Source organism: Candidatus Zixiibacteriota bacterium, assembly GCA_019038695.1.
Taxonomy (GTDB): Bacteria; Zixibacteria; MSB-5A5; order GN15; family FEB-12; genus B120-G9.
In genome coordinates this window covers 16,267-41,114 of record JAHOYZ010000027.1, presented here as the reverse complement: position 1 = coordinate 41,114, position 24,848 = coordinate 16,267, and the positions used below count along the sequence as shown (strand labels likewise).

General features: G+C 50.9%; 24 protein-coding genes and 2 tRNA genes. 1 reads left to right on the top strand and 25 read right to left on the bottom strand.

The features are described 5' to 3' along the window. Nucleotides 1-68 precede the first annotated feature (68 nt). The 13 genes from KOO62_10020 to KOO62_09960 form a co-directional block, all read right to left on the bottom strand. Nucleotides 69-141: transfer RNA gene (locus tag KOO62_10020), tRNA-Thr, on the bottom strand. A gap of 350 nt (nucleotides 142-491) precedes the next feature. Beyond that, a tRNA-Gly gene (locus KOO62_10015) sits at nucleotides 492-564 on the bottom strand. Nucleotides 565-685: 121 nt separating this feature from the next. Then, nucleotides 686-1,552, bottom strand: coding sequence for an NAD(+)/NADH kinase (locus tag KOO62_10010; protein ID MBU8934329.1), 867 nt, complete (start codon nucleotides 1,550-1,552; stop codon nucleotides 686-688). Between the two features lie 82 nt (nucleotides 1,553-1,634). Continuing rightward, nucleotides 1,635-2,285, bottom strand: a complete 651-nt coding sequence (locus tag KOO62_10005; GenBank protein MBU8934328.1) for a YiiX family permuted papain-like enzyme — start codon at nucleotides 2,283-2,285, stop codon at nucleotides 1,635-1,637. Nucleotides 2,286-2,309: 24 nt separating this feature from the next. Continuing rightward, nucleotides 2,310-4,277: a 1-deoxy-D-xylulose-5-phosphate synthase gene (gene dxs / locus KOO62_10000; protein ID MBU8934327.1), complete on the bottom strand. Its 1,968-nt coding sequence runs from the start codon at nucleotides 4,275-4,277 to the stop codon at nucleotides 2,310-2,312. A gap of 14 nt (nucleotides 4,278-4,291) precedes the next feature. After that, complete coding sequence (locus tag KOO62_09995) at nucleotides 4,292-5,179, bottom strand: polyprenyl synthetase family protein (GenBank protein ID MBU8934326.1); 888 nt, start codon at nucleotides 5,177-5,179, stop codon at nucleotides 4,292-4,294. Next, a complete protein-coding gene (xseB, locus tag KOO62_09990) occupies nucleotides 5,179-5,421 on the bottom strand; it encodes an exodeoxyribonuclease VII small subunit (protein MBU8934325.1) in 243 nt (80 codons plus the stop codon). The genes KOO62_09995 and xseB overlap by 1 nt, the downstream gene beginning before the upstream one ends. 1 nt (nucleotide 5,422) lies before the next feature. Next, on the bottom strand, nucleotides 5,423-6,631 hold the full coding sequence (gene xseA / locus KOO62_09985) for an exodeoxyribonuclease VII large subunit (protein MBU8934324.1): 1,209 nt from the start codon (nucleotides 6,629-6,631) through the stop codon (nucleotides 5,423-5,425). A gap of 38 nt (nucleotides 6,632-6,669) precedes the next feature. Continuing rightward, nucleotides 6,670-8,496, bottom strand: coding sequence for an excinuclease ABC subunit UvrC (gene uvrC / locus KOO62_09980; GenBank protein ID MBU8934323.1), 1,827 nt, complete (start codon nucleotides 8,494-8,496; stop codon nucleotides 6,670-6,672). 39 nt (nucleotides 8,497-8,535) lie between these two features. After that, entirely contained in the window at nucleotides 8,536-9,042 is a 507-nt protein-coding gene (locus KOO62_09975; GenBank protein MBU8934322.1) for a C40 family peptidase, read from the bottom strand. A 101-nt stretch (nucleotides 9,043-9,143) separates the two neighbouring features. After that, a complete protein-coding gene (locus KOO62_09970; GenBank protein ID MBU8934321.1) occupies nucleotides 9,144-10,004 on the bottom strand; it encodes a phosphatidate cytidylyltransferase in 861 nt (286 codons plus the stop codon). After that, nucleotides 10,001-10,765 (bottom strand): isoprenyl transferase, encoded by a 765-nt coding sequence (locus KOO62_09965; protein ID MBU8934320.1) that lies wholly within the window; start codon nucleotides 10,763-10,765, stop codon nucleotides 10,001-10,003. The genes KOO62_09970 and KOO62_09965 overlap by 4 nt, the downstream gene beginning before the upstream one ends. 57 nt (nucleotides 10,766-10,822) lie before the next feature. After that, nucleotides 10,823-11,494 carry a hypothetical protein gene (locus tag KOO62_09960; protein MBU8934319.1) on the bottom strand — a complete coding sequence of 224 codons (672 nt, stop codon included), beginning with the start codon at nucleotides 11,492-11,494 and terminating at the stop codon, nucleotides 10,823-10,825. Between the two features lie 176 nt (nucleotides 11,495-11,670). Between KOO62_09960 and KOO62_09955 the strand changes: the two genes are divergently transcribed. Further along, nucleotides 11,671-12,108 (top strand): CBS domain-containing protein, encoded by a 438-nt coding sequence (locus tag KOO62_09955; protein MBU8934318.1) that lies wholly within the window; start codon nucleotides 11,671-11,673, stop codon nucleotides 12,106-12,108. 81 nt (nucleotides 12,109-12,189) lie between these two features. Here the strand turns inward: KOO62_09955 and frr are convergent, their stop codons facing one another. The 12 genes from frr to KOO62_09895 all read right to left on the bottom strand — a co-directional run bounded on the left by frr (nucleotide 12,190) and on the right by KOO62_09895 (nucleotide 24,846). Continuing rightward, a complete protein-coding gene (gene frr / locus KOO62_09950; protein ID MBU8934317.1) occupies nucleotides 12,190-12,747 on the bottom strand; it encodes a ribosome recycling factor in 558 nt (185 codons plus the stop codon). 34 nt (nucleotides 12,748-12,781) lie between these two features. Next, entirely contained in the window at nucleotides 12,782-13,516 is a 735-nt protein-coding gene (pyrH, locus tag KOO62_09945; GenBank protein ID MBU8934316.1) for a UMP kinase, read from the bottom strand. A gap of 1 nt (nucleotide 13,517) precedes the next feature. Beyond that, a complete protein-coding gene (tsf, locus tag KOO62_09940) occupies nucleotides 13,518-14,111 on the bottom strand; it encodes a translation elongation factor Ts (GenBank protein MBU8934315.1) in 594 nt (197 codons plus the stop codon). A gap of 18 nt (nucleotides 14,112-14,129) precedes the next feature. Beyond that, a complete protein-coding gene (gene rpsB, locus KOO62_09935; GenBank protein MBU8934314.1) occupies nucleotides 14,130-14,924 on the bottom strand; it encodes a 30S ribosomal protein S2 in 795 nt (264 codons plus the stop codon). Nucleotides 14,925-15,064: 140 nt separating this feature from the next. Continuing rightward, a complete protein-coding gene (gene rpsI, locus KOO62_09930) occupies nucleotides 15,065-15,457 on the bottom strand; it encodes a 30S ribosomal protein S9 (GenBank protein ID MBU8934313.1) in 393 nt (130 codons plus the stop codon). Between the two features lie 19 nt (nucleotides 15,458-15,476). After that, nucleotides 15,477-15,908 (bottom strand): 50S ribosomal protein L13, encoded by a 432-nt coding sequence (gene rplM, locus KOO62_09925; GenBank protein MBU8934312.1) that lies wholly within the window; start codon nucleotides 15,906-15,908, stop codon nucleotides 15,477-15,479. A 564-nt stretch (nucleotides 15,909-16,472) separates the two neighbouring features. Further along, nucleotides 16,473-17,159 (bottom strand): SprT-like domain-containing protein, encoded by a 687-nt coding sequence (locus KOO62_09920; GenBank protein MBU8934311.1) that lies wholly within the window; start codon nucleotides 17,157-17,159, stop codon nucleotides 16,473-16,475. Between the two features lie 67 nt (nucleotides 17,160-17,226). Then, nucleotides 17,227-18,228, bottom strand: a complete 1,002-nt coding sequence (gene mtnA / locus KOO62_09915; protein ID MBU8934310.1) for an S-methyl-5-thioribose-1-phosphate isomerase — start codon at nucleotides 18,226-18,228, stop codon at nucleotides 17,227-17,229. 8 nt (nucleotides 18,229-18,236) lie between these two features. Next, the gene (locus KOO62_09910) at nucleotides 18,237-18,653 is read right to left on the bottom strand and encodes a secondary thiamine-phosphate synthase enzyme YjbQ (GenBank protein ID MBU8934309.1); all 417 of its coding nucleotides are present in this window, start codon (nucleotides 18,651-18,653) and stop codon (nucleotides 18,237-18,239) included. 40 nt (nucleotides 18,654-18,693) lie between these two features. After that, nucleotides 18,694-20,346 carry an AMP-binding protein gene (locus KOO62_09905; GenBank protein MBU8934308.1) on the bottom strand — a complete coding sequence of 551 codons (1,653 nt, stop codon included), beginning with the start codon at nucleotides 20,344-20,346 and terminating at the stop codon, nucleotides 18,694-18,696. 137 nt (nucleotides 20,347-20,483) lie between these two features. After that, on the bottom strand, nucleotides 20,484-23,423 hold the full coding sequence (locus KOO62_09900; GenBank protein MBU8934307.1) for a hypothetical protein: 2,940 nt from the start codon (nucleotides 23,421-23,423) through the stop codon (nucleotides 20,484-20,486). A gap of 136 nt (nucleotides 23,424-23,559) precedes the next feature. Continuing rightward, the gene (locus tag KOO62_09895; GenBank protein ID MBU8934306.1) at nucleotides 23,560-24,846 is read right to left on the bottom strand and encodes a hypothetical protein; all 1,287 of its coding nucleotides are present in this window, start codon (nucleotides 24,844-24,846) and stop codon (nucleotides 23,560-23,562) included. Nucleotides 24,847-24,848: the final 2 nt, after the last annotated feature.

The following is a 24,848-nucleotide window of genomic DNA, read 5'->3' as shown; positions in this document are numbered from 1 at the left end:
ACGTGCGGCTTCGTGCGTTCGAACTTCTCCTTCGCCATGACTAAGACTTACCTCCAAAACTATACAACAGCCCAGAACCAGGATTGAACTGGTGACCTCATCCTTACCAAGGATGTGCTCTACCGACTGAGCTATCTGGGCCAGACAAATTTATTTTCTCATACACACTTTTGGCCATAAAAAAAAGGCCACAAGCGCCCTCACGGGAACCTTGAATATATAGACACAAAGAAAAGCGTGTCAAGGCAATTTTCGTCTATTCAACAAAAAATATTGCCGCTCAAGCTCTTAGCGAACAGGCGCCGGTTTCTTCCTTTTCGGCACTATTCGGTACAATCTTGACCTAAAATGTTCAAAAATCGCACAGGTGCCTGAGCCACTTCTTTCCTTGTAACATGTCGTACGACATACACATAGATCTATGCTGAGAGTCCTAAACCCACTAGAACCGAAGATCTCTACATATCTTAATCGAGCCTGATACAAAAAAAAGCGGGAGACGAGGTTCGAACTCGCGACGAACAGCTTGGAAGGCTGTTACTCTACCAGCTGAGTTACTCCCGCTATCGGTGGTTATTGTATATCCAATGGTCCCAATGCGCAAGACATTTTTGCGTGCCGTCCCTCGACTCAGCTCACAGCCATTGCCTGATTGGATGAAGGACATATATAGCGGCGAAGCTACCTACCGTTTGGTGAGTGGTGGGACGCCCCAGTGGAGTTTGTTGCGCAGGACCTTAAAAAAAGAGTTCTCTGGGAGAACAATAAACTGAGCTGTGAACTCCGCCTTGGTAATCGTCACTCGGGCTGTGTCCATAAGCGGCGCCATCACCTGGCCGTCAAGCGTCAGTCCGGCCACACGTTCCTCGGACTTGACCGTCAACTCCAGAACATCGTCGGCGTCAAAAACCATCGGTCGGGTCGAAAGCGAATGTGATGAAATCGGGGAAGCAATTATTCCCTTCATCTTCGGATGCATAATCGGACCCCCTACAGCAAGCGAATAAGCGGTCGAACCGGTCGGGGTGGCGATCACCAGACCATCGGCGCGGTAAGTGACAATATCCTCACCGTTGACGCGAAAACGGATTTCAATCAGACGGCTGATAGCCCCCTTATCCACTACGATATCATTGAGGGCATAGGGCTTTGATAGTTCCTGTCCCCCCTCGATTGTTGCCTTGAGCAGCATCCGCTCTTCGACTTGGTAGTTTCCATCGACCACAGCATCCAGAGCGCTCGTAAGATGTTCGGGCATCAACTGGGTTAAAAACCCAAGAGACCCGAGGTTGATCCCCAGAAGAGGAGTTCTCGTAGCGCCCACGGCACGGGCCGAGGCCAGCAGTGTGCCGTCTCCTCCCATCGAAACCAAGATATCGACTTCAGCAGCGACCGCATCGCGGGAGAGGTATGTGTGAGTATCATCGCCTACTTGCCGGTGTTCATCGGAAATAACGACCTTGTGGTTACCCTTACGCGCCCATTCGAGAAAGGCCATAACGGCATCACCGGCACCGTAACGACTGACGTTGGCAATTAGTCCAAAACGCATATAGGGAAGATAACGCCACTGAGGTGATGATGGCAAGTGAAAGGATGAGGTCTACTTGCTGCGGACTTGGTGTTGTCCATAATCATCGAGAGCACACTGTTATTAGAAGCTCTGAACTGAACATCTGCGCGGGAGAGATAGCCGGCTCCTCCTCGGGAACATGGTCACCGAAGCGTTCCCGGAGCTTCTCTTTTACAGCGGCATGAGAGAGTTCGAAATCACCGATCCGCTGCAAACCACCTATCTCCAGATTGAGAACCCGTTTGTATATCTTCCATACCAACTCGGAACAGTAGATTCTCTCATCGGACCATTCAAAATACGGATCATAGTCCTTCCCGATATATCCCGCGCCGATCTGTTGCATTCTTGAGATGACGTCCCGAGTCAGCAACTTATCAGCATTCTTCAGGCGCTTAACCACATACCGCCCACCAAGACCTTTTTCAATCCAGGTGTCAATATCCGTCAACTGGACGGGCTGAACAGCCTCCAATACGAAAACGGTATCGCCAGCGCAGTGAATGATCCCCATGTGAGTCCAAGGAGAACTGGAAGCTAATTGGATCGCCCTGCTCTGCGATGACATCGATGTATGAAAAATCAGATCTCCGGTTTTCAGGAGATCATTCTGGCTTCGAGAACAACTCGTCCACGCTAGGATGCAACAGGCGGCTATTGAGATAACAGTCGGCCAGGGACAGCCATCACAACGTGTTCCCCATAGAAGCAGACGCAAACCCAATTGCCCAATCCTCTATTCTTTGCTCACTGCGTCTTTGACCTCATTGCGAGGCTTCCTGTCGTTGTTACTCTTGCGGAAACGAAGCTTTCGCAGGAATCGTCCGCTCTCCTTTTGACCGGAAAGTTCCATGATCGCGGCCGCCATTGAATCCACATCGAGACCGGTTTCCTTGAGCAACAACTCTCGAGTGCCATGCTGGATAAATCGATCAGGTATCCCAAACGCTTTAAACCGTCCGGCATAGCCATGTGACATCAGGTAGCTCGCGACAATATCGCCGAAGCCTCCGCTGAGTTGGTTCTCTTCTGCAGTCAGGATCACACGAGCCCAACCAGCGATCTTCCCCAGCATTTCTTCATCGAGCGGCTTCACAAAACGCGCGTTTACAACCGTCATGGTATGCCCCTTGCCAGCCAACACTTCAGCCACTTTCTGCATCTGTGTAACCATTGTTCCGACAGCCAGCACAACGATCTCCGAGCGCGGTGTCAGACGTTCCCATTTCCCCCACTCGATAGTGTCAATCTCTCGCCGCATCTCAGAGGGAATAGCCAGGCGCGGATAGCGAATTGCCACCGGTCCGTCTAGTTCACCATCGACGGTGTAGTGCAACATGGACCGCAGTTCGTTACCGTCTTTTGGTACGGCTATAGTGATATGGGGAATCGAAGAAAGAAACGACAAGTCAAACGTGCCGTGGTGGGTCGGTCCATCATCGCCGACCAAACCCGCCCGATCAAGACACATCACAACCGGAAGTTTCTGAAGCGCTATGTCGTGGATGATGTGATCATAGGCACGTTGCAGGAAGCTGGAATAAATGGTCAGATACGGTTTGATGCCATCGACCGCCATTCCTGCTGCAAACGTCCCGGCGTGTCCCTCGGCAATACCGACATCAAAGAACCTACCGGGATATTTCTCGGCGAAATCAACCAGGCCGGTGCCGGCAGTCATAGCGGCAGTAATCGCCACCACGCTGTCATCCTTAGCACCCAGCTCCACCATAGTATCACCAAAAACTTTCGTGTAGGCGGGAAGGCTACCTTTCTTGGATGTGGTCTCGCCGGTAGCCTTGTCAAACTTGCCCACGCCGTGGAACTTGGATGGGTTGCTCTCGGCGGGGCCATACCCTTTGCCCTTAACCGTAGCAACGTGAAGAAGAATAGGGCCTCGAAGTTTCGTTACCCGCTCCAACGTCTTGATGAGCAATTCAGTATTATGGCCTTCGATAGGACCAAAGTATCGAAAACCAAGCTTCTCAAAGAGCATGCCCGGGGCCAAGAGTGCTTTGACCGAGTCTTCAATGCGCGAAATAGTATTACGAATCTTATCACGCCGCTTAAATCTCCCTGTCAGGTCCCAGATTTCGTCGCGAAGACGATTGAGTTTCTCATCAGACATGATGGTCGTCAGATAGTGTGACATCCCTCCGACATTTCGGGAGATCGCCCATGTGTTGTCATTGAGAATGACCAGCAAATCTTTTTTTGATGAACCGGCATTGTTGAGGCCTTCGTAGGCCAGCCCTCCGCTTAGCGCACCATCACCGATTACAGCTACTACCCGATTGCTTTTCCCCGCATTATCACGGGCGGCAGCCATACCAAGGGCTGCCGAAATCGAGGTTGATGCGTGACCGGCACCGAAATGGTCATACTCGGATTCGCTTCGCTTGGCAAAACCGGACAGCCCCCCATGCTGACGCAAGGTGTGTATGCGGTCACGACGGCCAGTGATAATCTTGTGCGTATAGGTTTGATTGCTAACATCCCAGACCACGCGGTCGGTCGGCAAGTCGAGCACATAATGCAAAGCCAGGGTCAATTCAACCGCCCCCAGATTACTGGCCAGATGCCCACCGGTCTGGGAGACAGCAGCAATTATGTCGTGTCTAATCTCGGAAGCCAGTTCGACCAGCTCATCTGAGGACAGATCTTTTATGTCCTTTGGAGATTGTATTTTCGGCAAGTACTTCATTTGTTTCGACCGCTTCAACTGTCTCGGTTGGCGATGTAATATGCAATGTCTTTCAGGACACTATCTCGACGAACGTCAAGTACGCTCACTCCCTCTTCAATGAGAGCGGCAGCATCACGACGGGCAACATCAAGACCAACGGCTCCCGGATAGGTAGCCTTTTTCTTTCTACTATCAGAACCGATATTCTTTCCCAGAAGTTCAGAGTCACCCTCCACATCGAGAATATCATCGATGATTTGAAAAGCCAATCCGATCTTCTCGCCATATTTCGTCAGAGCATTCAGTTGATCGTCGCTGCTCCCGGCCAGAATAGCACCCAGTCGCAGGGAACAACGAATCAGTGCACCTGTCTTGCGGCGATGTATGCCAATCACTTCCTCACGATCTACGTCATGACCTTCAGCGTTGACATCGGCCATCTGGCCGCCAATCATTCCCTCGGTGCCCAGAGCCTGAGCCAGTTCCAACCCGGCCTGAGCCAGACCTGTTCGCGCCATCAGCAGAAAAGCAACATCATGGAGAGCATCACCAGCCAGAACAGCCGTAGCCTCATTAAATTTCTTGTGGCAAGTTGGCATTCCCCGGCGCAGGTCATCATCATCCATACAGGGCAGGTCATCGTGGATAAGCGAATAGGTGTGAACCATCTCCAGTCCGGCCATGCCGAAATGGATGGGCTGATCTTCGCCACCGGCGTCGCCGCCACAATACTCAAACGCCGCCAGTGCCAAAATCGGCCGCAAACGCTTTCCCGGCGCTAGCACAGAGTAACGCATAGCAGCATGGAGCGATTTCGGCTCGGCATCAATCGGAGGTAGATAGCGATCCAGTAACTGATCTACAAACTGCCCCTTCTCCTTGAGATAAGTACGCACACCGGTGGCATCAACAGAACTCATCAGGTGTCCTCTCCCTGATCGAAGTCCATTTCTTCAAGAGAATCAATGCCCTGAACGACCTTTCTCACTGTCTTCTCGGCTTCGGTGAGTTTCTCGTTGCACAACCCGGCCATCTTGATACCTTCGGAATACAACTCAATCGATTTCTCCAGCGAAACATCTCCACTTTCAAGCAGACCGGTGATTTCTTCCAGTCGATCAATTGCTGTTTCAAAATCTTTTGGCTTTTTCCGGGCTGACATTTTACTTCTTTTCCACCTGTTCTACCACCGATACAGCGGCACCATCCAAAAAAGTTGTCTCCAGCCGACTTCCGGGCTGCAATTGATCCACCGAGACTACCGAGGTCTTCTGCGGCAACAAACGACTAAAAGAGTATCCGCGAGATAAAACCCGCATAGGTGACAAAGCCTCTAATCGCGACACCGTCAAAGATAGTTGGTTTCGGCGTTTTTCAAAACTGTTTTTTCCGGCCTGGACAAGCTGATGCTGTATTTGATCCAGGAACTGCCGGTGCTGGTGGAGTATATCCATCGGTCGTGCCAAAACCGGCCGCTGAAGTAAAGCCGTTAATCGGCCACGAGATTCGGTCAGCCGAGATTGAACAAGCGAAGCTTGTCGCTGTTGCATGGACGACAATGTCTGTTGCAATTCCCGCCGCGACCACACCACCAATTCGGCGGCAGCCGACGGGGTTGGAGCTCGCAGATCCGCAACGCGGTCGGACAAGGAAAAATCAACTTCGTGTCCAACAGCCGATACGACCGGAATCAGGGAGGATGCAACGGCACGTACTGTCACCTCGGTATTGAATGGCCACAAATCCTCAAGCGATCCTCCGCCCCGGCCAATGATTATGACATCAATGTCCTCACGGTTGTTGAAATACTCAATCCCGGACGCAATCGTTGCCTCCGCTCCGTCTCCCTGCACCTTAGCCGGAAACACTATGAGTTGAACGGCGGGGTTACGACGATGGGCAATTTGAATGATATCGCGAACAGCGGCTCCGGTGGACGAAGTCACGATGCCAACCTTACTCACAAAACGTGGGATAGGTTGCTTGCGATCTTCATCGAACAGTCCTTCAGCTTCGAGCTTGGCACTTAGTTGCCGTAGAGCCAATTCCAGTTCACCAACCCCCACCGGCACCAGCTTGCGACAATTTAGTTGATACAGCCCACCTTTGGGATATACGGATATGTCACCGTACGCCAGAACCTTTTGTCCGTCCTCCGGTTCGAAACGGAGACCGCTTCCGGCCGAACGCCAGATAGTAACCTTCAGAACCGCTTTGTCGTCTTTCAGACTGAGATAACGGTGACCGGACGAATGGTGATGGTAGTTGGAAATCTCGCCTTCTACCCAAAGGTTAACAAAACCCTCCTCCAACATGCCCTTGATCATACGAGTGATAGCGGACACAGTATAGGCTCGAAGCTGCTCAGGCATAACGGAGTATACCAGCAGTTCAATCAGGGAGCAACAACTTATGCCAGCACTTCAAGGATAGCGCCGGCCAACTTGGGAGATATTCCCTTCATGGATGCAAGTTTCTCAACCGACAACTTCCTGATCTGTTTTACGGAACCGAACTCTCTTAGGAGCAAGGCTCGTTTGGCCGGTCCGATTCCTTTCACCTCATCCAACTGCGACTTGATCGTTCGCTTGGAACGAACCTTGCGATTGTAGGTAACAGCAAAGCGGTGAGCCTCATCCCGAATCCGCTTGAGAAGCATCAGAGACGGGGACGTTTTCCTGATGGAAATAGCTTCAGCCACACCCGGAACAAATATTTCCTCCAGGCGCTTAGCCAAACCAATGACCGGCAGTTCGGTCAGATTCAAAACTACCAGTTCGGCCATAACCGAGGAGAGCTGTCCTTTGCCGCCGTCAAGAACAACCAGATCAGGTAGCGCTAGGTCTTCATCCAACCGTCTCCGAAAATAGCGACCGACAACTTCCCGCATCATCTGGTAATCGTCCTGTCCCTGAACGGTCTTGATCTTGAAATGGCGGTATTCTTTTTTCCGTGGCTGGCCATTGGCGAAAAAGACACACGAGCCGACTGCGTCCGTCTCGCCTGTGTTGGAAATGTCAAAACAGACCATCTTTCGCGGCGACCGAACAAGCCTGAGATCATCCTTCAGACTGGTGACCATCTTGCTGGTGCGTTCCGACTGTTTGCGTTTCTGAATCAGCAATTCATCCAATAGCAGTCGAGCGTTTCGACGGGCCAATTCAACTAAGCGCACTTTGACACCAATCTGAGGCATCACAAGTTTGACGCGTCTCCCCTTCTGCGTTTTCAACCACTTGGCGAACAGTTTCATATCAGGGAATTGGTGCGGAACGAACAACTCCCGGGGAAGATTGGGTTGCTGTCCATAGTACTGCATCAGAAATGTCCTGAGAACATCCTCATCGGTGTGGTCGTTTTCAGCTTTCAGCTGGAAATCCTGTCGCCCGATCAAAACCCCTTCTCGAATCTGGAGAACAACTGCCACCGCATGAATTTCCTCACGCGCCAGCGCAATGATATCCCGGTCTATCAGCTGGCCGATATCAACCTTCTGCCTGCCGCCCATTGCCTGCAATGCATCGATCTGATCCCGCAACTTTGCAGCTTCTTCATAGTCCAGTGCTTCCGAGGCAACTTGCATCCTCTTGGTGAGTAGCTCAGCCAGAGATTTGGATTTCCCCGCCAGCACCATCAGCGCTGCACTGATCCCTTCGCCGTATTCTTCTTCTGTCTGGTGTTCTTCGCATGGTCCTCCGCAATGCTTGATATGATAGTCAAGACAGACCGGAACCTTCTTTCCCTTCGGTGGCGGAAGAACAAAATTGCAGGATCGAATCTTAAACAGGCGGATAAGGAACGACACCGTACGCCGCATGTGACGCGAACTCGTATAGGGACCAAAATAGGTCGCGCCATCGTTTTCGATCCGACGCACGATCAGCATGCGCGGAAACGATTCTCGGGTCGTTACTTTTATATATGGGAAGTGCTTGTCATCCTTGAGATCTACGTTGTAGCGCGGTTTGTGCTGGCGAACAAGATTGGCTTCAAGAATCAGTGCCTCGATCTCGTTGTCGGTCAGAAGCAATTCCAGATCGACGATCTTAGTCACCAGACGAGCCGTGCGGGGCGCATGGTCGGCCGATGAATGGAAATATGTACGAACCCGATTGCGAAGGTTCTTCGCCTTGCCAATATAGATGATCCGTCCCCGAGCATTCTTGAAAAGATAGACCCCGGGTGAAGTTGGAAGATTCTTCAGCTTGAGTTTAAGGTCCAACGTCAGATCAACCATGACAAACCTGCTCCAGAGGTTTCGGCTCCCGCTTCCCGATCACTTGCCCGGACGTCGGCCACCCGCATAACGCTGACTCCAATACTTGGCGTGGAGACTGCTGATGATAACACCCTTCGATAAGGAGGCGTGAATAAACTGGTCGTGCCCGACATAGATGCCGACATGGGAAATGCGATTGGATTCAGTGCGGAAAAAAACCAGGTCGCCGTAGCGAAGCAGTCTGCGATGAACTTCAGTTCCAAACGTCATCTGCTCCTTGACCGTCCGTGGAAGATAGGTCCTGTTGTACTTGCGGTACACTTCCTGGGTGAACAGCGAACAGTCGATCCCACGCTCGTATTCTGACTTACCCGCATACGGCTTGCCCAGATACCTCTCAAAAACAAGACCAAGTTTGACATATTCACTGGTGGGCCAGCTGACACCCTGGGGAACGACCAAAGACGGAAGCTCTGCCCCGCCCGTGCGGTAACGCGGATAGGGAGCACAACCTACAACGACACAGAGAAAAACAACAATTACAACTAATACTAGTAACTTCATTAAAACAACCTGGTATAGGCCAATTCATATCTTTAATGATAATATAACCGGGTCCCAAGAACGAGGACAACTACAAAATCAAGACAGTCCCAATAGAACCTTCATGGCGCAACCAGTTTGAGATAAGAATACATAAACGGCGCCGCGAAAAGTAGTGAATCAAAACGGTCCAGCACTCCACCATGACCGGGAATGATGGCCGACGAGTCCTTGATGCCGATAGACCGTTTCCACATCGACTCGACCAGATCACCCAGTTGGCCACAGATAGAACATCCGGCGGCCAGACCAAGAGTGTGCCACAGTCCGAAATAGTCGAACTTCCAGAAGTACATGAGAACGCCAATCGCCAACGCTCCAACTATCCCTCCGATGAATCCTTCGACCGTCTTGTTTGGCGAAACAGTTGGAGCCAGTTTGTGTTTACCCAGCCAGGAACCGATCCCCATAGCAGCTGTGTCGCCTACCCACAAGAGACCAAACAGAAACAGCAACGAATCCCCACCGTGATATTGATCCACACCGTTGCCCACCAGAAATACGACAGGATAGGCAACGCCGATATATGTTACGCCCCAGAACAGGCGTGAGTGTCGATTGAATAGTTCGGCCGGACTGCTCTTGCCTATCGCAAAAAGCATCGCTGACAAGAGGAAGAAACTTATCAGCAAGGCCAGAGAGCAGTCAACTACATCCCCTCCGATGAGATCACACAGGCTGGATATGACCGGCGGATGCATCCCGGACAAGACCATGAAGAAGACAGCAATAAATATCAGAACAAGCCAGAAGAACGGTTGGGACAGACGATACTTCTCCCCCAATAAAAATTCCCCACAACCAATAAGGGCAAAAAGCAGCAACATGCCAAACAGCCACTCTCCTCCCTGATAGGTAACCCAGAGAATAGCCGGTATCGCAACTGCAGCTACTGCGAGTCTGGCAATCAGATTATTGCTCATGGAAGAGTCTTTCGGCCAATCTTTCCAAACCTGCGTTCTCGCTGCTGGAAATCCCGAACAGCCAGAAAAAGCTCCTGGCGATCAAAGTCCGGCCACAGGGTATCGATCACATACATCTCCGTGTAGCTCGTTTGCCACAGAAGGAAATTCGAGAGGCGCATCTCTCCCGACGTGCGAATGAGCATATCCGGATCGGGAAAGGCGGCAGTATAGAGAAAGTTGGAAAAGAGTTCTTCATCAATGTCGGGCAGGTCTACTATGCCCGCCCGCACTGAGTTGGCGATAGCCTTGACAGCATCAAGTATCTCCGTTCGGCCACCATAGTTGAGAGCAAGTATGAGAACCAGTCCTTTATTGTTGCGCGTCTTACGAACCGCCTCAGCCAGCACTTTTCGTCGGTTGGTTGACAGACCGCTGATCCGCCCCACCGTCACCAGCTTGACATCCTTCTTGATCAACTCGTTGAGTTCCTTGCGCGTCGTACGCGACAGAAGCGACATCAGGGCTGCAACTTCCGAACGAGGACGTTTCCAATTCTCTGATGAGAAGGTATACAATGTGAGATACTTGACCCCCAACTCGGCAGCGGCACTGACGGCTTCCCGGACCGCTTTCACACCTGCTTCATGGCCAAAAGTACGCGGTTTGTTACGCTTGGCCGCCCACCGGCCGTTGCCGTCCATAATGATAGCTATGTGAGCCGGAATCCGATCCGTCTGGGATAGAATCTCTTCTTTCAGTTTGTCAGCTTTTGATTTCATACCCCTCGAAATTAGTCGTTAAGTGAATCAATCGCAAGTGCTTTCAACAGATAGTGGTCACGGCGTCACAACCAGACTGTCCACTATCGTTTCGCGTCGGTAATGCTCGGTCGAGAAAACACCCGCCCGGGCAAAAGTGACTCGCATCGTATCGGGGAAAACAACACCTTCGTGATTGATGAAACTCATCTCCTTCGAATAGCGCTCGTATTTGTCGGGTCCGGGAAAGTACAGGTACAGCCTGAGAAGATAATAATGGGTACGATCAATGACCGCCATTCCCACCGGAGACAACCCGCTGGTCGTATAGCTATCGACTCCAATAGCTATGGCATCGCCACCCGCATCGTTGGGATAGAAATAGAAATCATAGTCCCGGTCAAAAAGGTTGGGGTATGAGAAGTCGATTTCAAGCAGTTCATCGGTGGTGGAGATGATGACTTGCTGCGAATCCAACTGACCAAATGAAAAATAATATTGCACAATTGAGGAATCAGTTAGAATCTCCCTGCCGCCACGCTTGAGTTCTGTGAGATATGATCGGGCCACAAAAGAAATGGCAGCGCCGTTGTCTGACGGGTTTAGCGTTGGATAGACTGCTTTGGCCCGACTACAATAGAAATCAAGGACCGGATCAGCCTGCTCCTCCTGACCAAAAAGAACGGCCGTACTACAGAAAACCAGAAAGATGAGAATGGGAACCTGCCAATGACGTTTCTTGTTGCACATGGTAAACATATTATAGCAACTTGGAATCAGGAAAACAAGAACCTCGATATCCAGTAACGGCTGGTAGCCCATTATTAATGATGGGATTCACAGTTTGGAGCAAGGGCCGTTCCCACCGTAAGAATGGTGGGGTACCCATGCGTTCTTCATTATCTGGAAGAAGCGGAGACCATATTATGAAGGTGAATGGCATTCTCAAGAACAAGCGTGACGTCATTTCAATCACTCCTGACGTTACAATCAAAGAAACAATGAAGATGTTGATTGAAAACAAAATCAGTTGTCTGCCTGTTATGGACAAAGATGATAAGTTGGTCGGTATCATCAGCGACAAAGACATCTTCGGAGCCAGCTATCGGGATGAGAAGGGATTCGCCGCCGCAACTGTGGCCGAACTAATGTCTACGGACTTGATTGTTGGAGTCCCCGATGACGATCTCAACTACATCTCAGGGGTTATGACCAATAACCGCATTCGCCACATTCCCATCATGGATGACGGCAAGCTGGCCGGGTTGATTTCGGTGGGCGATATTATCAAGGCGAACATGAGTTCCATGGAAATAGAAAACCGCACTTTAAGGCAGTATATAGACGGTTCCTACCCCGGATAGGTTTGGCGTCAAGAAAAAGCAAAGCCCACGCCATTTGGCGTGGGCTTCTTCCATATAACCAGAATATTCAGTAGTGGAATCTCAGACTTCCATTACCTCTTTTTCTTTGGCAGTCAGAAGCGTATCGATTTCTTTGATGTGCTCGTCGGTGAACTTCTGAATCTCGCTGAGGGCAATATGCTGCTGATCTTCGGAGATGTCCTTGTCAGTCTCAAGCTTCTTGGCAGCATCGTTGCCATCACGGCGAATATTCCTTAGCGCAACTCGACCATCCTCGGCTACGTTCTTGCACTGCTTCACCAGATTCAGACGTCGCTCCTCATTGAGAGGCGGGATAGGCACACGCACAACCTGACCATCCGGCTGGGGATTAAGTCCCAGGTCGGCCCCCTGGATAGCTTTCACGACATCACCAACCGTCGATTTGTCAAATACTTGCAGGATCAGCAGACGCGGTTCCGGAGCACCAATAGTGGCCACCTGATTCAGGGGCATCTGTGTTCCATACGCTGTCACGACAATGGTATCCAAAAGCTGTGGAGTGGCTTTTCCAGTGCGGATAGTACCGAACTCCCTCTTGACCGATTCCAGCGTCTTGTCCATTCGGTCATTGGTTTCTTTGTAAAGCTTGTCCAACATCACCAACCTCCCGTATTACTCCAAATGGGTTATTTCATATGGTCGTGCAAACCAACGTGCCGACATCCTCTCCCAACACCACCCGAGACAGCGTTCCCGACTGACTGAGGGAAACAACCCGTAGTGGGATATTGTTGTCCTTCAGTAATGAAACCGCAGTCGAGTCGATCACTCGAAGCTCCCTGGTGAGAACCTCCATGTAGGTCAGCTTGGGATAGAACTCGGCATCATCGTTAGTCTTGGGATCTGACGAATAAACACCATCCACATTGGTCGCCTTGATGAGCATCTCGGCTCCCAGTTCCATAGTTCGAAGTGCCGCGGCCGTGTCGGTGCTGAAATACGGGTTGCCGGTACCGGCCGCCAGAACCACCAGGCGCCCTTTCTCCATATGCCGAACAGCTCTTCGCCGGATATACGGTTCGGCGAAACTCTCCAGCTTGACCGCCGACATAACTCGCGTATCAACACTCATCTGTTCCAGCGTGTCCATGACGGCCAGCGAATTGATAACCGTGGCCAGCATACCCATATTGTCAGCCGTAACCCGATCCATACCCCGACCGGACGCGTCCAGACCACGGAAGATATTCCCGCCGCCAACGACTACGGCCAACTCTACGCCAAGCTCGATGACGGCTTTGATTTCATTGCAGATTGATTTGACGGTGGGCGTGTGGATACCGAATTCATTCGGCCCCATCAACGCCTCACCGGATATTTTGATAAGAACGCGTTTGAAGGACGGACTATTGTCCTCAGAATCCATATTAATCACCAAGACAGTATCGGGTGAACCGGGCGATACGGATATTCTCTCCGAGTGAAGCAATCATCTCCTTAACAAAATCCTCAATGGTCTTGTCGCTGTCTTTCACAAACGGCTGTTCCATGAGAACGACTTCACCGTAGTATTTATCGATGCGGCCATCGACGATCTTGTCGACAATTTTCTCTGGCTTGCCATCGTTGAGGGCCTGCTGGCGATAGACATCGCGTTCCTTCTCGATGGATTCCTGATCCAGTTCTTCACGGGTCACACATAGAGGTGCGGAAGCGGCGATGTGCATTGCCACGTCGCGGGTAAAGGCACGAAAATTATCGGTCCGAGCGACAAAGTCGGTCTCACAATTTATCTCAACCATTACCGCCAGTTTGTCACCAGTGTGTACATAAGTAGTGATCAGTCCCTCGGCAGTCGCACGGCCCTGTCTTTTGCCAGCCTTGGAAATTCCCTGCTCACGCAAGTAAGTGATGGCCTTTTCGAAATCACCTTCAACTTCGACCAAAGCCTTCTTGCAATCCATCATTCCGGCCCCGGTCTTCATTCGAAGATCCTTGACCTGCTTCGCATCTATAGCCATTGAACCGTACCTCTTTTCTTAGTTGTCACGCTTGGGATCAGATACAGGACGGGGACCGGCTCCCGCCGCATTTGTATTTGGAGCGGCCGGTTTCGGCTTCGATTCGGAAGTCTCGGCCGATGCCACCGGCATTAGATTCCGCGCATCCACAGCAGCATCCACCAGGGATCGGATCAGTATCCGAATTGACTTGATGGCATCATCGTTGGCGGCAATAGGGAAATCGATAGGGTCAGGGTCCGCATTGGTATCAACGATACCAATAATGGGAATCCCCAGTCGCCGTGCTTCGGCTACCGCAATCTGTTCCTTGCGAGCATCAACCACAACTACCAGTCCTGGCAGTTGATTCATATCCTTGATACCACCGAGAACCTTCTGCAGCTTGGCAGCAGAGTTCTCAAAACGAGCACGTTCCTTCTTGGTGAACTTCTCAAGGGTACCATCAACGCGCATCCGCTCGATATCTTTGAGCTTCTTGATCGAGTTCTTAATAGTATTGAAATTGGTGAGCATTCCGCCCAACCAACGCTCAGTGACATAGAAACCGCCACAACGAACAGCTTCTTCCTTGATGACCACCTTGGCCTGTTTCTTGGTGCCAATGAACAGGATCGCCCGTCCACGATCAACCGCCTCTTTCATCTTGGCCTGTGCCTGTACGAGGGCATTGACCGTCTTCTGCAAGTCAATGATGTAGATACCGTTGCGTGCGGCAAAGATGAACGGTTTCATCTTGGGGTTCCATCGTCGCGTCTGATGGCCGAAATGAACCCCGGCTTCGAGCAGTACTTTTACTTGGGGAGTAGCCATTGGCTTCCTCTGCATAAATGGTTGTTACTTCATTCCGGCGTCATCCCGAAGTGGACCCTTTTCATTTGGCAGGGACCACCACTCCGGTCAACCGGAACTGCTTATTTCCCTGCCCTGGGGCAGGGATGATTGCACTCGAATTAACGCTTCGAGTACTGGAACCTTTTGCGAGCCTTGGGCTGGCCATACTTCTTGCGCTCGACTTCACGAGCGTCACGAGTGAGAAACCCGCCTTTGCGCAAAGTCGCGCGCAACTCCGGATTCATCTTCAATATAGCCCGAGCCACCGCTAGCCGAACCGCACCGGCCTGACCGGAAAGTCCGCCACCGCTTGCCTTGCAAGTGATGGATACCTGGTCGAGTAGTTCGGTTGCAATCAATGGTTCCTTGGCATGGGCCGCCAACGGGTCGCGGGTAAGGTATGTTTTCACATCCTTGCCATTGACAGTGAAGCTACCGTCACCGCGAACTAACGTAGCCCGGGCAACTGATGCTTTCCGCCGCCCCGTGGCAGCATAGACCTCATTTTCCATACTGTATCTTTGCTATCTTCTATAGAGTAAGTGTTTCCGGTTTCTGAGCCTTGTGCGGATGTCCTGCATCGGCGTATACATGAAGCTTCTTCAGCATCTTTCGCCCCAATCTATTTTTAGGGAGCATACGCCTAACCGCCAGACGAAAAACGTCCTCCGGTTTCTTCTGCATCATCTGCGCAAAAGTCGTTGTTCTCAACCCGCCAGGATATCCGGAATACCGGTAGTATCTCATCTGGTCAGGTTTGTTTTTGCCTTTCACCCTGACATTCCGAGCGTTAACTATCACAACGTGATCGCCGGTGTCAAGATGAGGCGTGAAGATGGGTTTGTTTTTCCCTCGGAGAATGTCCGCAACTTTGATAGCAGCGTGTCCGAGGATAACATCATTGAGATCGGCAATCCACCATTTGCGGTTGTCCGCATCAACCTTGGGCATAAAAGTCTTCATTTACCAGCCTTAACCATTAGTGGTCAAACATAAAACAGCTACCAAGTATACAACCTTTTTTCTCTGTGTCAATACTCGTACGATAAAAAAATGCACTTTCCTGTATCACCATTCCGCCCTCAATTATTATCGGGTATTCTCCTCAAGACATTTAGACACCACAACTTAGCTATAAGTGCATGACGTGACAAGCTAACAATTAAGTTCGGTAGCCACAATTTAGTTACACCCCGATCTCCCAAGAACTTGATAATCCACCTCTATCTACCGATATGGCTAATACGGATAAGAGCAACCAATTGAGAGGACATTTGGGCAAGAAATGGAAATATACCTGAATCTCTTTGAAGACGTAATCAGAGAACAAGCAAAATACATTGGGTCTGAAGATGCCTTTGCACGAGCCAAAGAGGCCGGCTTGGGTGTTTCGAAAGACGGACACATCGTCAGTTGTACCGGCAACCCACAGTTGGTATTATTGCGGCTTATCAGGTGTTACTGTGAGGGAGGCAATATACTATCGTTGGCAACTTGCGTTCCCCTGTTAGATGAATTGCTGAAGAATCAGCCACAGGATGAAGTTGTGGAGTCACCTGCTACTTGATCTGTTGTTTTGTTGTTCTGTTTTCCCACCGATTTTTGAAGCTTCAGTTTGCACTTCCGGTCGAACGTCCTGCCGGTCGAACACTTTCCACATGAAGCCATGACCAAACGCTTCTGGCGTGGGTACTCCTTATCACATAACGGACAAACGTAAATGAACTTCGGTTGCCTTCGAAGGGATGGGTGCGCTTTTGCCTTGATTGAGGCTCCAATCCTCGCGGCGACTTTCTTGAATCTGGCGTCGTGGCGGAAATGGACTATGTGTATCATCTCATGTTTGAGCGTATCATCTATCTCGTCGGGAAAAATCTCATGGTACTTCCGACCGATACGGATCAATCGAACCTGTCGGGAATACGAACCCGCGGCGCACATCCGATTGGAGTACTCAATCTTGACTGACGGAAGCTTCCCCCCGAAGAATGTCCAGTTGAATATATCAAAACGGCGATAAAGATCGGTCACTTCCGGCAGGCCATTATAACTGGTCGTCAACCCCACCGCCGGACGATCAACTGGCTGCTTCTGCGTTGCCAACCTGATCTTGGTATGCAATGTAACTGGCGCCGGGGGGATAAGACTCTCCTCTTCGAAAAGACTATAATTGAGAGCCTTCAGTGCTTTGGTTGCCTGTTTGGTGCGCGCCATGTTCTCTCCTTCTACCGCTTTCTATAGGTATCGGTTGAGGAGAAAGCAATCTTAAAGAGCATAATCCTCAGGCTCGACCGCCCGGTGTAAGGCCTTTGTCAGTGACATACTGGGTAACCAATTCAAAGGGAGTTATGTCAAAAGCCGGCGAATATACGCGGACTCCATCAGGAGCAGTCCGTGATCCAAAGCCCTCGGTTACTTCGGAGGCGGTTCGTTCTTCGATGGGGATGTCAGCACCGGAGGGTAGGTTGTTATCGAATGTCGAATAGGGAGCGGCGATGTAGAACGGCACATCGTGCTCTTTGGCCAGAACAGCCACAGCGTAGGTACCGATCTTGTTGGCGAAATCACCATTGGCCGCTACCCGGTCGGCCCCGACTACCACATGATCAATATGTCCCTGGCGCATAAGAACGGCCGCCACACTGTCACAGATCAGAGTGACATCAATTCCTTCCTGCATAAGTTCCCAGGAAGTCAACCTTGCCCCCTGAAGCAATGGTCGGGTTTCGTCGGCGTAGACACAGATATTCTTACCCTGGTTCTTACAGGTGTAGATCACTCCGAGCGCAGTACCGATCCCCCCCGTTGCTAACGCCCCGGCATTGCAGTGGGTCAGGATGGAGTCGCCGTCCTTTATCAATTGAGCGCCGTTTTGCCCGATACGATCGCAGAGGTGACGGTCTTCCTCATGGATTGCTTCGGCCTCGTTCCACAGTAAACTCAGGGCTAATGCCAGTGAGTCGGGCTGTTCCTTTGTGAAACGATCCTGGACCCGATCAATCGCCCAGGCAAGATTCACAGCCGTTGGACGGGCCGCTTTTATCTCGGCAGCAACGCTGCTTATGTGTGATTGACTGTAATCCTTGGTATGCTGAACCCCGAGTGCCAGTCCATAGGCCGCAGCAATGCCAATAGCCGGTGCACCCCGGACATCAAGGCACTTGATAGCCCTAATAATATCCGGGTAGTCATTGATTTCCAGCCAGGTCAATTCGCCCGGCAAACGCGTCTGAGCCACCAACCGCACATGGTTCCCAATCCTTTCAATAGCTTTGACATTCACCGTTGTCGTTATTCCCCTATCATCTGGAGCACAAGGCTCCGCTGTCGGTCCTTGTTGTCGAAATGCAGGAAAACTACCTGTTGCCAGGTACCGAGAGTTAGTTTGCCACCCACGAATGGCACTGTGAGACTCGGTCCGATCAGAGCCGATCTCATGTGCGAGAAACCGTTCCCGTCGTGCCAGGTTTCATCGTGATGGTAAGTATGGTCGGAGGGCAACAATTTCTCAAAGAACTCCGGAAGGTCTTTCAACAATCCCGGCTCATATTCTATGGTCGTAATACCACCTGTCGATCCGGGACAAAAGGCTGTGATAGTTCCACTGGTTATTCCCGACTGTCTAATGGCTTCATGAAGATCGGCGGTGATGTCAACAATATCGCAATAGCCCTTCACCTCCAATTGAATCTCTCTCGTTTCTACCATCTGTCCCTCTTGCTCTGATTCTCCTGATAGATTCCCACAGTCACTGATACAAGAATCGCTTTACTTTCCTGGTTGATGTCTTCTCCAACTCCTCGTATTGAATTTCATAGCCAACGATCCGCTTGTAGGTTGCAACGTGGCTGTTGACCTCAGCGACAGCGTCCTTGATAGCCTGGTTGATCTTGTCTTCATCGAGCTTTGTTGATGATGATTCACAATCCCAGCATTGCTGGTCCGGAACAATTATGGCACGAACCTCTTCCCCTTGTCTCCCCTGTTTCTTGCGACCAAAGACAACCGCCTCAAGAACGATCGCATGTTCTACAAGCTTCTCCTCCAATTCTTCCGGATAAATGTTCTTACCGGAAGCCGAGACAATCAGGCTCTTGCGGCGACCTGTGATCCACAAGTGGCCGTCCTTCATCCGTCCCAGATCACCCGTGTACAGCCAACCATCACGCACCAGTTCGGCAGTCGCCTCTGGATTATCGCGATAACCGGGCGAGATATTATCGCCGCGTGCGATTATTTCTCCAATTCCGGCCTCATCGGGAGAGTCAATGCGAACCTCAACATTGTTAAGTGGCGGTCCCACCGAACCGAACTTGATATTCTCAGGTCGATGAACCGTAATCACTGGTGAAGCTTCGGTCATGCCGTAGCCCTGGATAAAATCAAAACCAATCAGATTGAAAAACCGGGCAATCGAGGATGGAATAGCAGCACCACCCGACACGAATATCCGGATAGAATCCATTCCGGCCCTGCCCCTTAGCGAGCGGAAGAGCAACCTGCTCACCTTGAAACCCAACTTCCACAAAATTCCTGAGAGAACATATAGAACTCGAAACAGCATTCGCCTGAACCATGGCGCAGCTGCAATCTTGCGCCGAAAAGAGTAATACATCTTCTCATATAATAGTGGCATACCGCACATTACCGTGGCCCGATTTCGAGAAAGGTCCTCAATAATCTCTTTTGATTTGAGCGAACGGGCATAAACAATCGTAGCCCCGCTCATCAACGGAGTGAGAAAACCACAAGTCGCCTCAAAGGTGTGATAGAGAGGGAGAATAGAAAGGAACACGTCGTGTTCGTCAAATTGTATCGAGCTCCTGACACCCTCCAGATTGGCTAACAGGTTGGCATGCGTGAGTTCCACTGTTTTCGGGGTGCCCGTTGTGCCGGACGTATAGATGATAACCGCAGTTTCATTGTGAAACGGTAACGTCGGCTCCGGATCAGATTTAAGGAGATGTCTCCAACTGTCGGGCGAGTCGTCATCGAGTGAAATCAGGTGGAGGTCATCTGCCATCTCAGACAGAATCGGAGCGAGAGCAGCCGAGACCACCACCGTCCGTAGCCTGGCATGGGTAACTATTGAGCGAATCTCCTCCGGCTTCAGTCGGGTATCTATGGGCAACACTGTTCGACCGGCCGCCAGTATCGACAGGTAACTAATGCACCATTCGGGGCAGTTCTCCGAGAGCAATCCTATTTCCGGAGTATCCATCGACCCGTCGGCGCGGAGACTCCGGGAAAAACAACTCACGAACTCAGCCACCTGACCATAGGTATAGCTGCGTCCCTGTCCTCCTTCAGCCCTGAAAAGGGTCCGGCCGGCGTAATCTCCTGCTATCCTGAGGAACTCGTCGTGGATCGTTCGCCGATTTTTCTGATTTGGTGTCGGCATCAATTCAATGTAGGTCGAGCGAGCCAGAGGACAAAGAGAAAAATGATGCGAAGCTATGCGCTCTCGACCCCGGACTCACGCAAAAAAAGGCCGCCGGGTTTGAAACCGGCGGCCTGTAAAGTCAAATCAGAAAGCTATTATTGTCCGACGGTGATGGCTTGCGACCAAACGATCCCACCGCGAGGATCAGTATCGGTTATTACAATCTGGAACGTTCCGGTGTCAGCCGGCGTCCAAGAGAAGCCGAAAGCCTCACCGTACAGGTTAGTTTCTTTAGTACCCGGACCAGCCACACCTGTGCCTGGATAGGTTGCTACCAGTGTGTGATCTCCCAGTGGATTGGTCCATCGGTCCTTGACCGTGACATTAAGGTAAGCCGTTTCACCAACGTTGACAGAGAAGTTTCCACCAATCGACGAGTTGCCCGAATAAGCTTCTCCAGTCTTTAGCACTACCATATCATTCCAACCAGCGGCACCCTTCCAAAATTGCACTACATCTATGGCTCCGACGCCATCATCGTTGCCACCAGGGGTAGACCAGTCGGCCAAAAGGATCTGTGATTGCAATTGGATTCGACACGAAGAGGTGCTGCCACCGCAGGCGTAGTAGAGAGCACCCCCCGCTGCCAACAGGAAGTTGGCATCACCCTTGAACAGAGTTCCGTCGACGACTGGATTGTTGTTGATGTCCCAGCCATATACAACCACATTCGCCTCAGACAAACCATCCGCCAACATTGAATCGGGAAAGCCTGTCACAGTAAACGAGGTAAGCGATCCGGTGTTGTAGAACGTTGCCGAGCTACTGACCGTTCCGCCAGCCGTCTCGGCAGTAATCACGACTATACCGTCAGGAACAGGAAAAGCATCGGGATCATATCCGGAGAACCACCATGTGGTGGCGATACCCTGTAAATTCTCGGTGCGTTTCTCGTGGGACTGCATAGTTCCTTCGTCCGCGGTGAAGTAAACAACAGTGGAGTCGTTCACCGGATTATGGAACGTGTCCGACACGACGGCTGTCACAGCGATGGCATAGCCAACACTGTACAGGTAATCAACATTACAGAACTCCGCGCCGACAGCAATGTATTTTGGCGGACCGGCCGAGATCATCACATGCGTGGCGTTGGAAAGAATCGAATCGTTGGCCTTGGCTCGGAGACGAATGGTCCCGGAGATAGTTCCTGAGTGGACTGATACTGTGGCCGTACCTTGACTATTGGTCTTAGCAACGTAAGGACCGTAGCCTACCGTATCAAGACATTCGCCACCGCCCGGCCCGTTGGTAATGAGGAACTCCATCTCTACTCCCTCAGAGACCGGATTACCGTGAATGTCATAGCCGGTAGCGTACAGGTTGGCAATTTCAATGCCACCGCAATGTTTCACTACCAGGTTGATGGAATCAGACTTCATGTAAATGGAGCTGATGATAGCATCAGCCTGAAGTTGAACGGGTACTTGAGTGGCTACCCGGATCTTCGGGTCAACCAACGTGACCTTGAGATAAATAGTGGTTGGGACATGCCCTGAAACGTAAGGAATATGAAGCACGCCGTTATCACCAATGAAATAGTTATACTGACACACAAGACCGATAGCATCCCATTGTCCGTTGTTGTTGGCATCATAGAGCACCGAATCGACACCCGTCGAGAAAGTGCCGTTGCTGTCTACGTCGACAAACAACTCACCAGCGGTAACGACCACCAAAGTTGACTCTGCCACAGGCATACCGAAGCCATCCCAGGCTTGTATAGTCAAAATAGTGGTATCGACACCATTGGCCAGGAGTAAGTCTCTCGAAAGATAAGCTTCGATGGAACCTGCTCCCGGCGGCAGAATCTGGATCGGGAAATCGGCACGGCCCTGAATGCCGTTCGTATCCACGGTCGCTTTGATCCAGACGGTAGCCGAATCGGAACTAGCATAATAGACAACCGTAGCCTCACCGGTTCCATCGGAAGTGAGGACTGTCTGTGCAACAGTACCGATAGCATCCCATGCTCCATTGGAGTTATAATCTGTGATCAGAGAATCGCAACATTGCGACCAGAGGCCATCTCCGTCCGTATCATAGAATTTTTCACCGGCCAGAATCGTTACCGGAGTTCCGTCCGGTGCCGGATCTCCGCCAGCATCACACACGGCTACCGTAATGATGGTCGTGTCTTTACCGTTTGCGAGAACCTCGGCACGAGAGACCGAGATGCCCACAAATCCTGCCTTGATATTCGGTGTCAAATGAATCGATCTCTCTTCAAAGGCATGTATGTCGCCGGCATCAATCGTAGCTCGAATGTAGACCTGTCCAGAGTCTATCCCGGAAATGTAATTTACTGTAGCTACTCCGGTACCTCCACTGACGATCGCTGCCGTCGGGATAGTACCGACAGCATCGAAGTTACCGTCTCCATCCAGATCATTGATCAGCGAGTCGCAGCAGAGAGACCAATAGCCATCACCATCAACATCAACAAAACGATCACCAGCGGTGAGTTTGATGATACTGCCGTCTGGGGCTGGTACGCCGTTTGAGTCAACTACTGCAATGGTAACAACCGAAGTGTCTCCTCCATTGGCCAGAAGGATTGACTTGGAAAAATCGATACCTAAGTTTCCGTTATCGACTTCTGTAGATGCGCCGCCACCGGAAGTTGTAATACTTATGGTGACCGAATTCGTTGCCGTCGCCAGACCGATTTCAGCATTTGCGGTAATTACGGCTGATCCTGTGGATGACGGAATGAATACCGTCGCGGCAATTCCATTATCATCGGTAGTAGGTGTCTCTAACGAAAAATAACCCGCAGATGAAGGAGTGGCCTGGAAACTGACTTCCTGGTCGGTCTGTGCTACACCACCATCCTGGACCAGAGCTTCTACAATGATACTGGAGTTGAGATCAACCTGTGTAGGTGTAGCGGTCAATGTAATCTGAAAATCCCCACTGCCACCACCAGTTGTATCGTCTCGTACACTCTTCGAATCGCAACCCATCATCAGAGCTACAATCAACACCAGGGACACCATTGAGAAAGTGACCCAGCTTATGTGATTCTTACTAAACATACTGTCTCCCGTATCTGCAAACTTATTTTCTGTTGATATTCTCCAACCAGCGCATAACCAACCTTCCGGATCTAACAGTAACCCCGACGCCTGACGCACAAAATGCGCCAGGCACATTGCGGAGTACTATTTTATGTTATTTACCCTCCATGGCCAGGTCATCTTTTACAATGGTCGGTGTCACAAAAATCACCAGGTCACGAACTTCGGACCGTTTATTAGTGAACTTGAACAACCTGCCCAAAAGCGGAATATCCATCAACAATGGCACACCGACTTGCGACTCGACTTCGTCTTCAGTGGTCAATCCACCAATTACTGCTGTCTGGCCGTCACTAACGATTATGTTGGTCTCGGCATTGTTGGTATTGATGATGACGCCGTTAGGATCGAACTGGTAGGTCGAGCGCTCGGGCTTCAGGTGCATCAAGATTCGATTTTCAGCGGTGATATGAGGTGTAACTTTGAGAATCGTTCCAACCTCTTCAAATTTGATAACCACGTTACCGGATTCATCAAATTGCTTAACCGGAATCTTCTGGCCCATCTGAATGCGAGCTTCTTTGTTGTCCACCGTTGTAATTTCCGGATGGGCAATGATCTTGCCCTTGCCACTATTGACTATGGCCTGCACAACCGCTTCGACCGTCCAACCGTGCTGTACCGCAGCAACCGTATAGCTACCCACCACATCGGGACTCCGCGCTGCGTTGACTTTGCCTTCCTGAGGGAAGCTGCGTCCTGATTCGGTGTAATAAGTACCGGAGGCTGACCAATCAATGCCAAGTTCCTCGAGGTCATTGGAATATACCTCAAGCAACTGAGCTGATATCCTGATCTGCTTGGACGGTCGATCCAGCTGCGTGATGTAACTAATTACATTCTCAATATTGCTGGGGACTTCTTGCAGGATAATCGAGTTTGACCGTGAATCACTTGTCGCTTTGCCACGATCGGTCAGCAACGACTTGACAGCCTCAACAATGTCTTCCGAAGTGGAATTTGAAATGTAGACAATCCTGGTATCCAGCGCCACCAATTCGCGAGTCGATTGAGCGTGCTTTTCACGTTCAGTTACTTCCGTGCGGTAGTCCTCTGAGCGAAGAACCCGAATATAACCATCCGCCTCATCTACTACGGCCAGATCATAGGTACGGCCAATGATATCCATGGCAGCCCGCCATTTGACATCCTGCAATCTGATGGTAACGACTCCGTCAACCTTGGGAGACACCACCACATTGACACCTCCGTAATCGGCCAGGAAGGTCAGTACTGAGCGGATCTCGGCTGACTGAAACTGAAGGTTCTTGATCGGCTGTCCCGGATCATCGGCCTGCTGGGCTATAATCGGCAGCGCGAGCACTACCATTACCATGAGGGCCAACAACACTTGAAGCTTTTTGGGCGCTTTTAACAACATTA

Excerpts from the sequence above, each read along its gene's own strand:
- KOO62_10010 (MBU8934329.1), bottom strand. The coding sequence starts at position 1,552 with ATGCGTTTTGGACTAATTGCCAACGTCAGTCGTTACGGTGCCGGTGAT.
- rpsB (MBU8934314.1), bottom strand. The coding sequence starts at position 14,924 with ATGGCTACTCCCCAAGTAAAAGTACTGCTCGAAGCCGGGGTTCATTTC.
- KOO62_09900 (MBU8934307.1), bottom strand. The coding sequence starts at position 23,423 with ATGTTTAGTAAGAATCACATAAGCTGGGTCACTTTCTCAATGGTGTCC.
- xseB (MBU8934325.1), bottom strand. The coding sequence starts at position 5,421 with ATGTCAGCCCGGAAAAAGCCAAAAGATTTTGAAACAGCAATTGATCGA.
- KOO62_09910 (MBU8934309.1), bottom strand. The coding sequence starts at position 18,653 with ATGGTAGAAACGAGAGAGATTCAATTGGAGGTGAAGGGCTATTGCGAT.
- dxs (MBU8934327.1), bottom strand. The coding sequence starts at position 4,277 with ATGAAGTACTTGCCGAAAATACAATCTCCAAAGGACATAAAAGATCTG.
- tsf (MBU8934315.1), bottom strand. The coding sequence starts at position 14,111 with ATGGCTATAGATGCGAAGCAGGTCAAGGATCTTCGAATGAAGACCGGG.
- pyrH (MBU8934316.1), bottom strand. The coding sequence starts at position 13,516 with ATGGATTCTGAGGACAATAGTCCGTCCTTCAAACGCGTTCTTATCAAA.
- xseA (MBU8934324.1), bottom strand. The coding sequence starts at position 6,631 with ATGCCTGAGCAGCTTCGAGCCTATACTGTGTCCGCTATCACTCGTATG.
- KOO62_09895 (MBU8934306.1), bottom strand. The coding sequence starts at position 24,846 with ATGTTGTTAAAAGCGCCCAAAAAGCTTCAAGTGTTGTTGGCCCTCATG.
- KOO62_09920 (MBU8934311.1), bottom strand. The coding sequence starts at position 17,159 with ATGGCGCGCACCAAACAGGCAACCAAAGCACTGAAGGCTCTCAATTAT.
- KOO62_09975 (MBU8934322.1), bottom strand. The coding sequence starts at position 9,042 with ATGAAGTTACTAGTATTAGTTGTAATTGTTGTTTTTCTCTGTGTCGTT.
- KOO62_09955 (MBU8934318.1), top strand. The coding sequence starts at position 11,671 with ATGAAGGTGAATGGCATTCTCAAGAACAAGCGTGACGTCATTTCAATC.
- rpsI (MBU8934313.1), bottom strand. The coding sequence starts at position 15,457 with ATGGAAAATGAGGTCTATGCTGCCACGGGGCGGCGGAAAGCATCAGTT.
- KOO62_09970 (MBU8934321.1), bottom strand. The coding sequence starts at position 10,004 with ATGAGCAATAATCTGATTGCCAGACTCGCAGTAGCTGCAGTTGCGATA.
- KOO62_09960 (MBU8934319.1), bottom strand. The coding sequence starts at position 11,494 with ATGTGCAACAAGAAACGTCATTGGCAGGTTCCCATTCTCATCTTTCTG.
- KOO62_09995 (MBU8934326.1), bottom strand. The coding sequence starts at position 5,179 with ATGAGTTCTGTTGATGCCACCGGTGTGCGTACTTATCTCAAGGAGAAG.
- KOO62_09905 (MBU8934308.1), bottom strand. The coding sequence starts at position 20,346 with ATGCCGACACCAAATCAGAAAAATCGGCGAACGATCCACGACGAGTTC.
- KOO62_09965 (MBU8934320.1), bottom strand. The coding sequence starts at position 10,765 with ATGAAATCAAAAGCTGACAAACTGAAAGAAGAGATTCTATCCCAGACG.
- uvrC (MBU8934323.1), bottom strand. The coding sequence starts at position 8,496 with ATGGTTGATCTGACGTTGGACCTTAAACTCAAGCTGAAGAATCTTCCA.
- rplM (MBU8934312.1), bottom strand. The coding sequence starts at position 15,908 with ATGAAGACTTTTATGCCCAAGGTTGATGCGGACAACCGCAAATGGTGG.
- frr (MBU8934317.1), bottom strand. The coding sequence starts at position 12,747 with ATGTTGGACAAGCTTTACAAAGAAACCAATGACCGAATGGACAAGACG.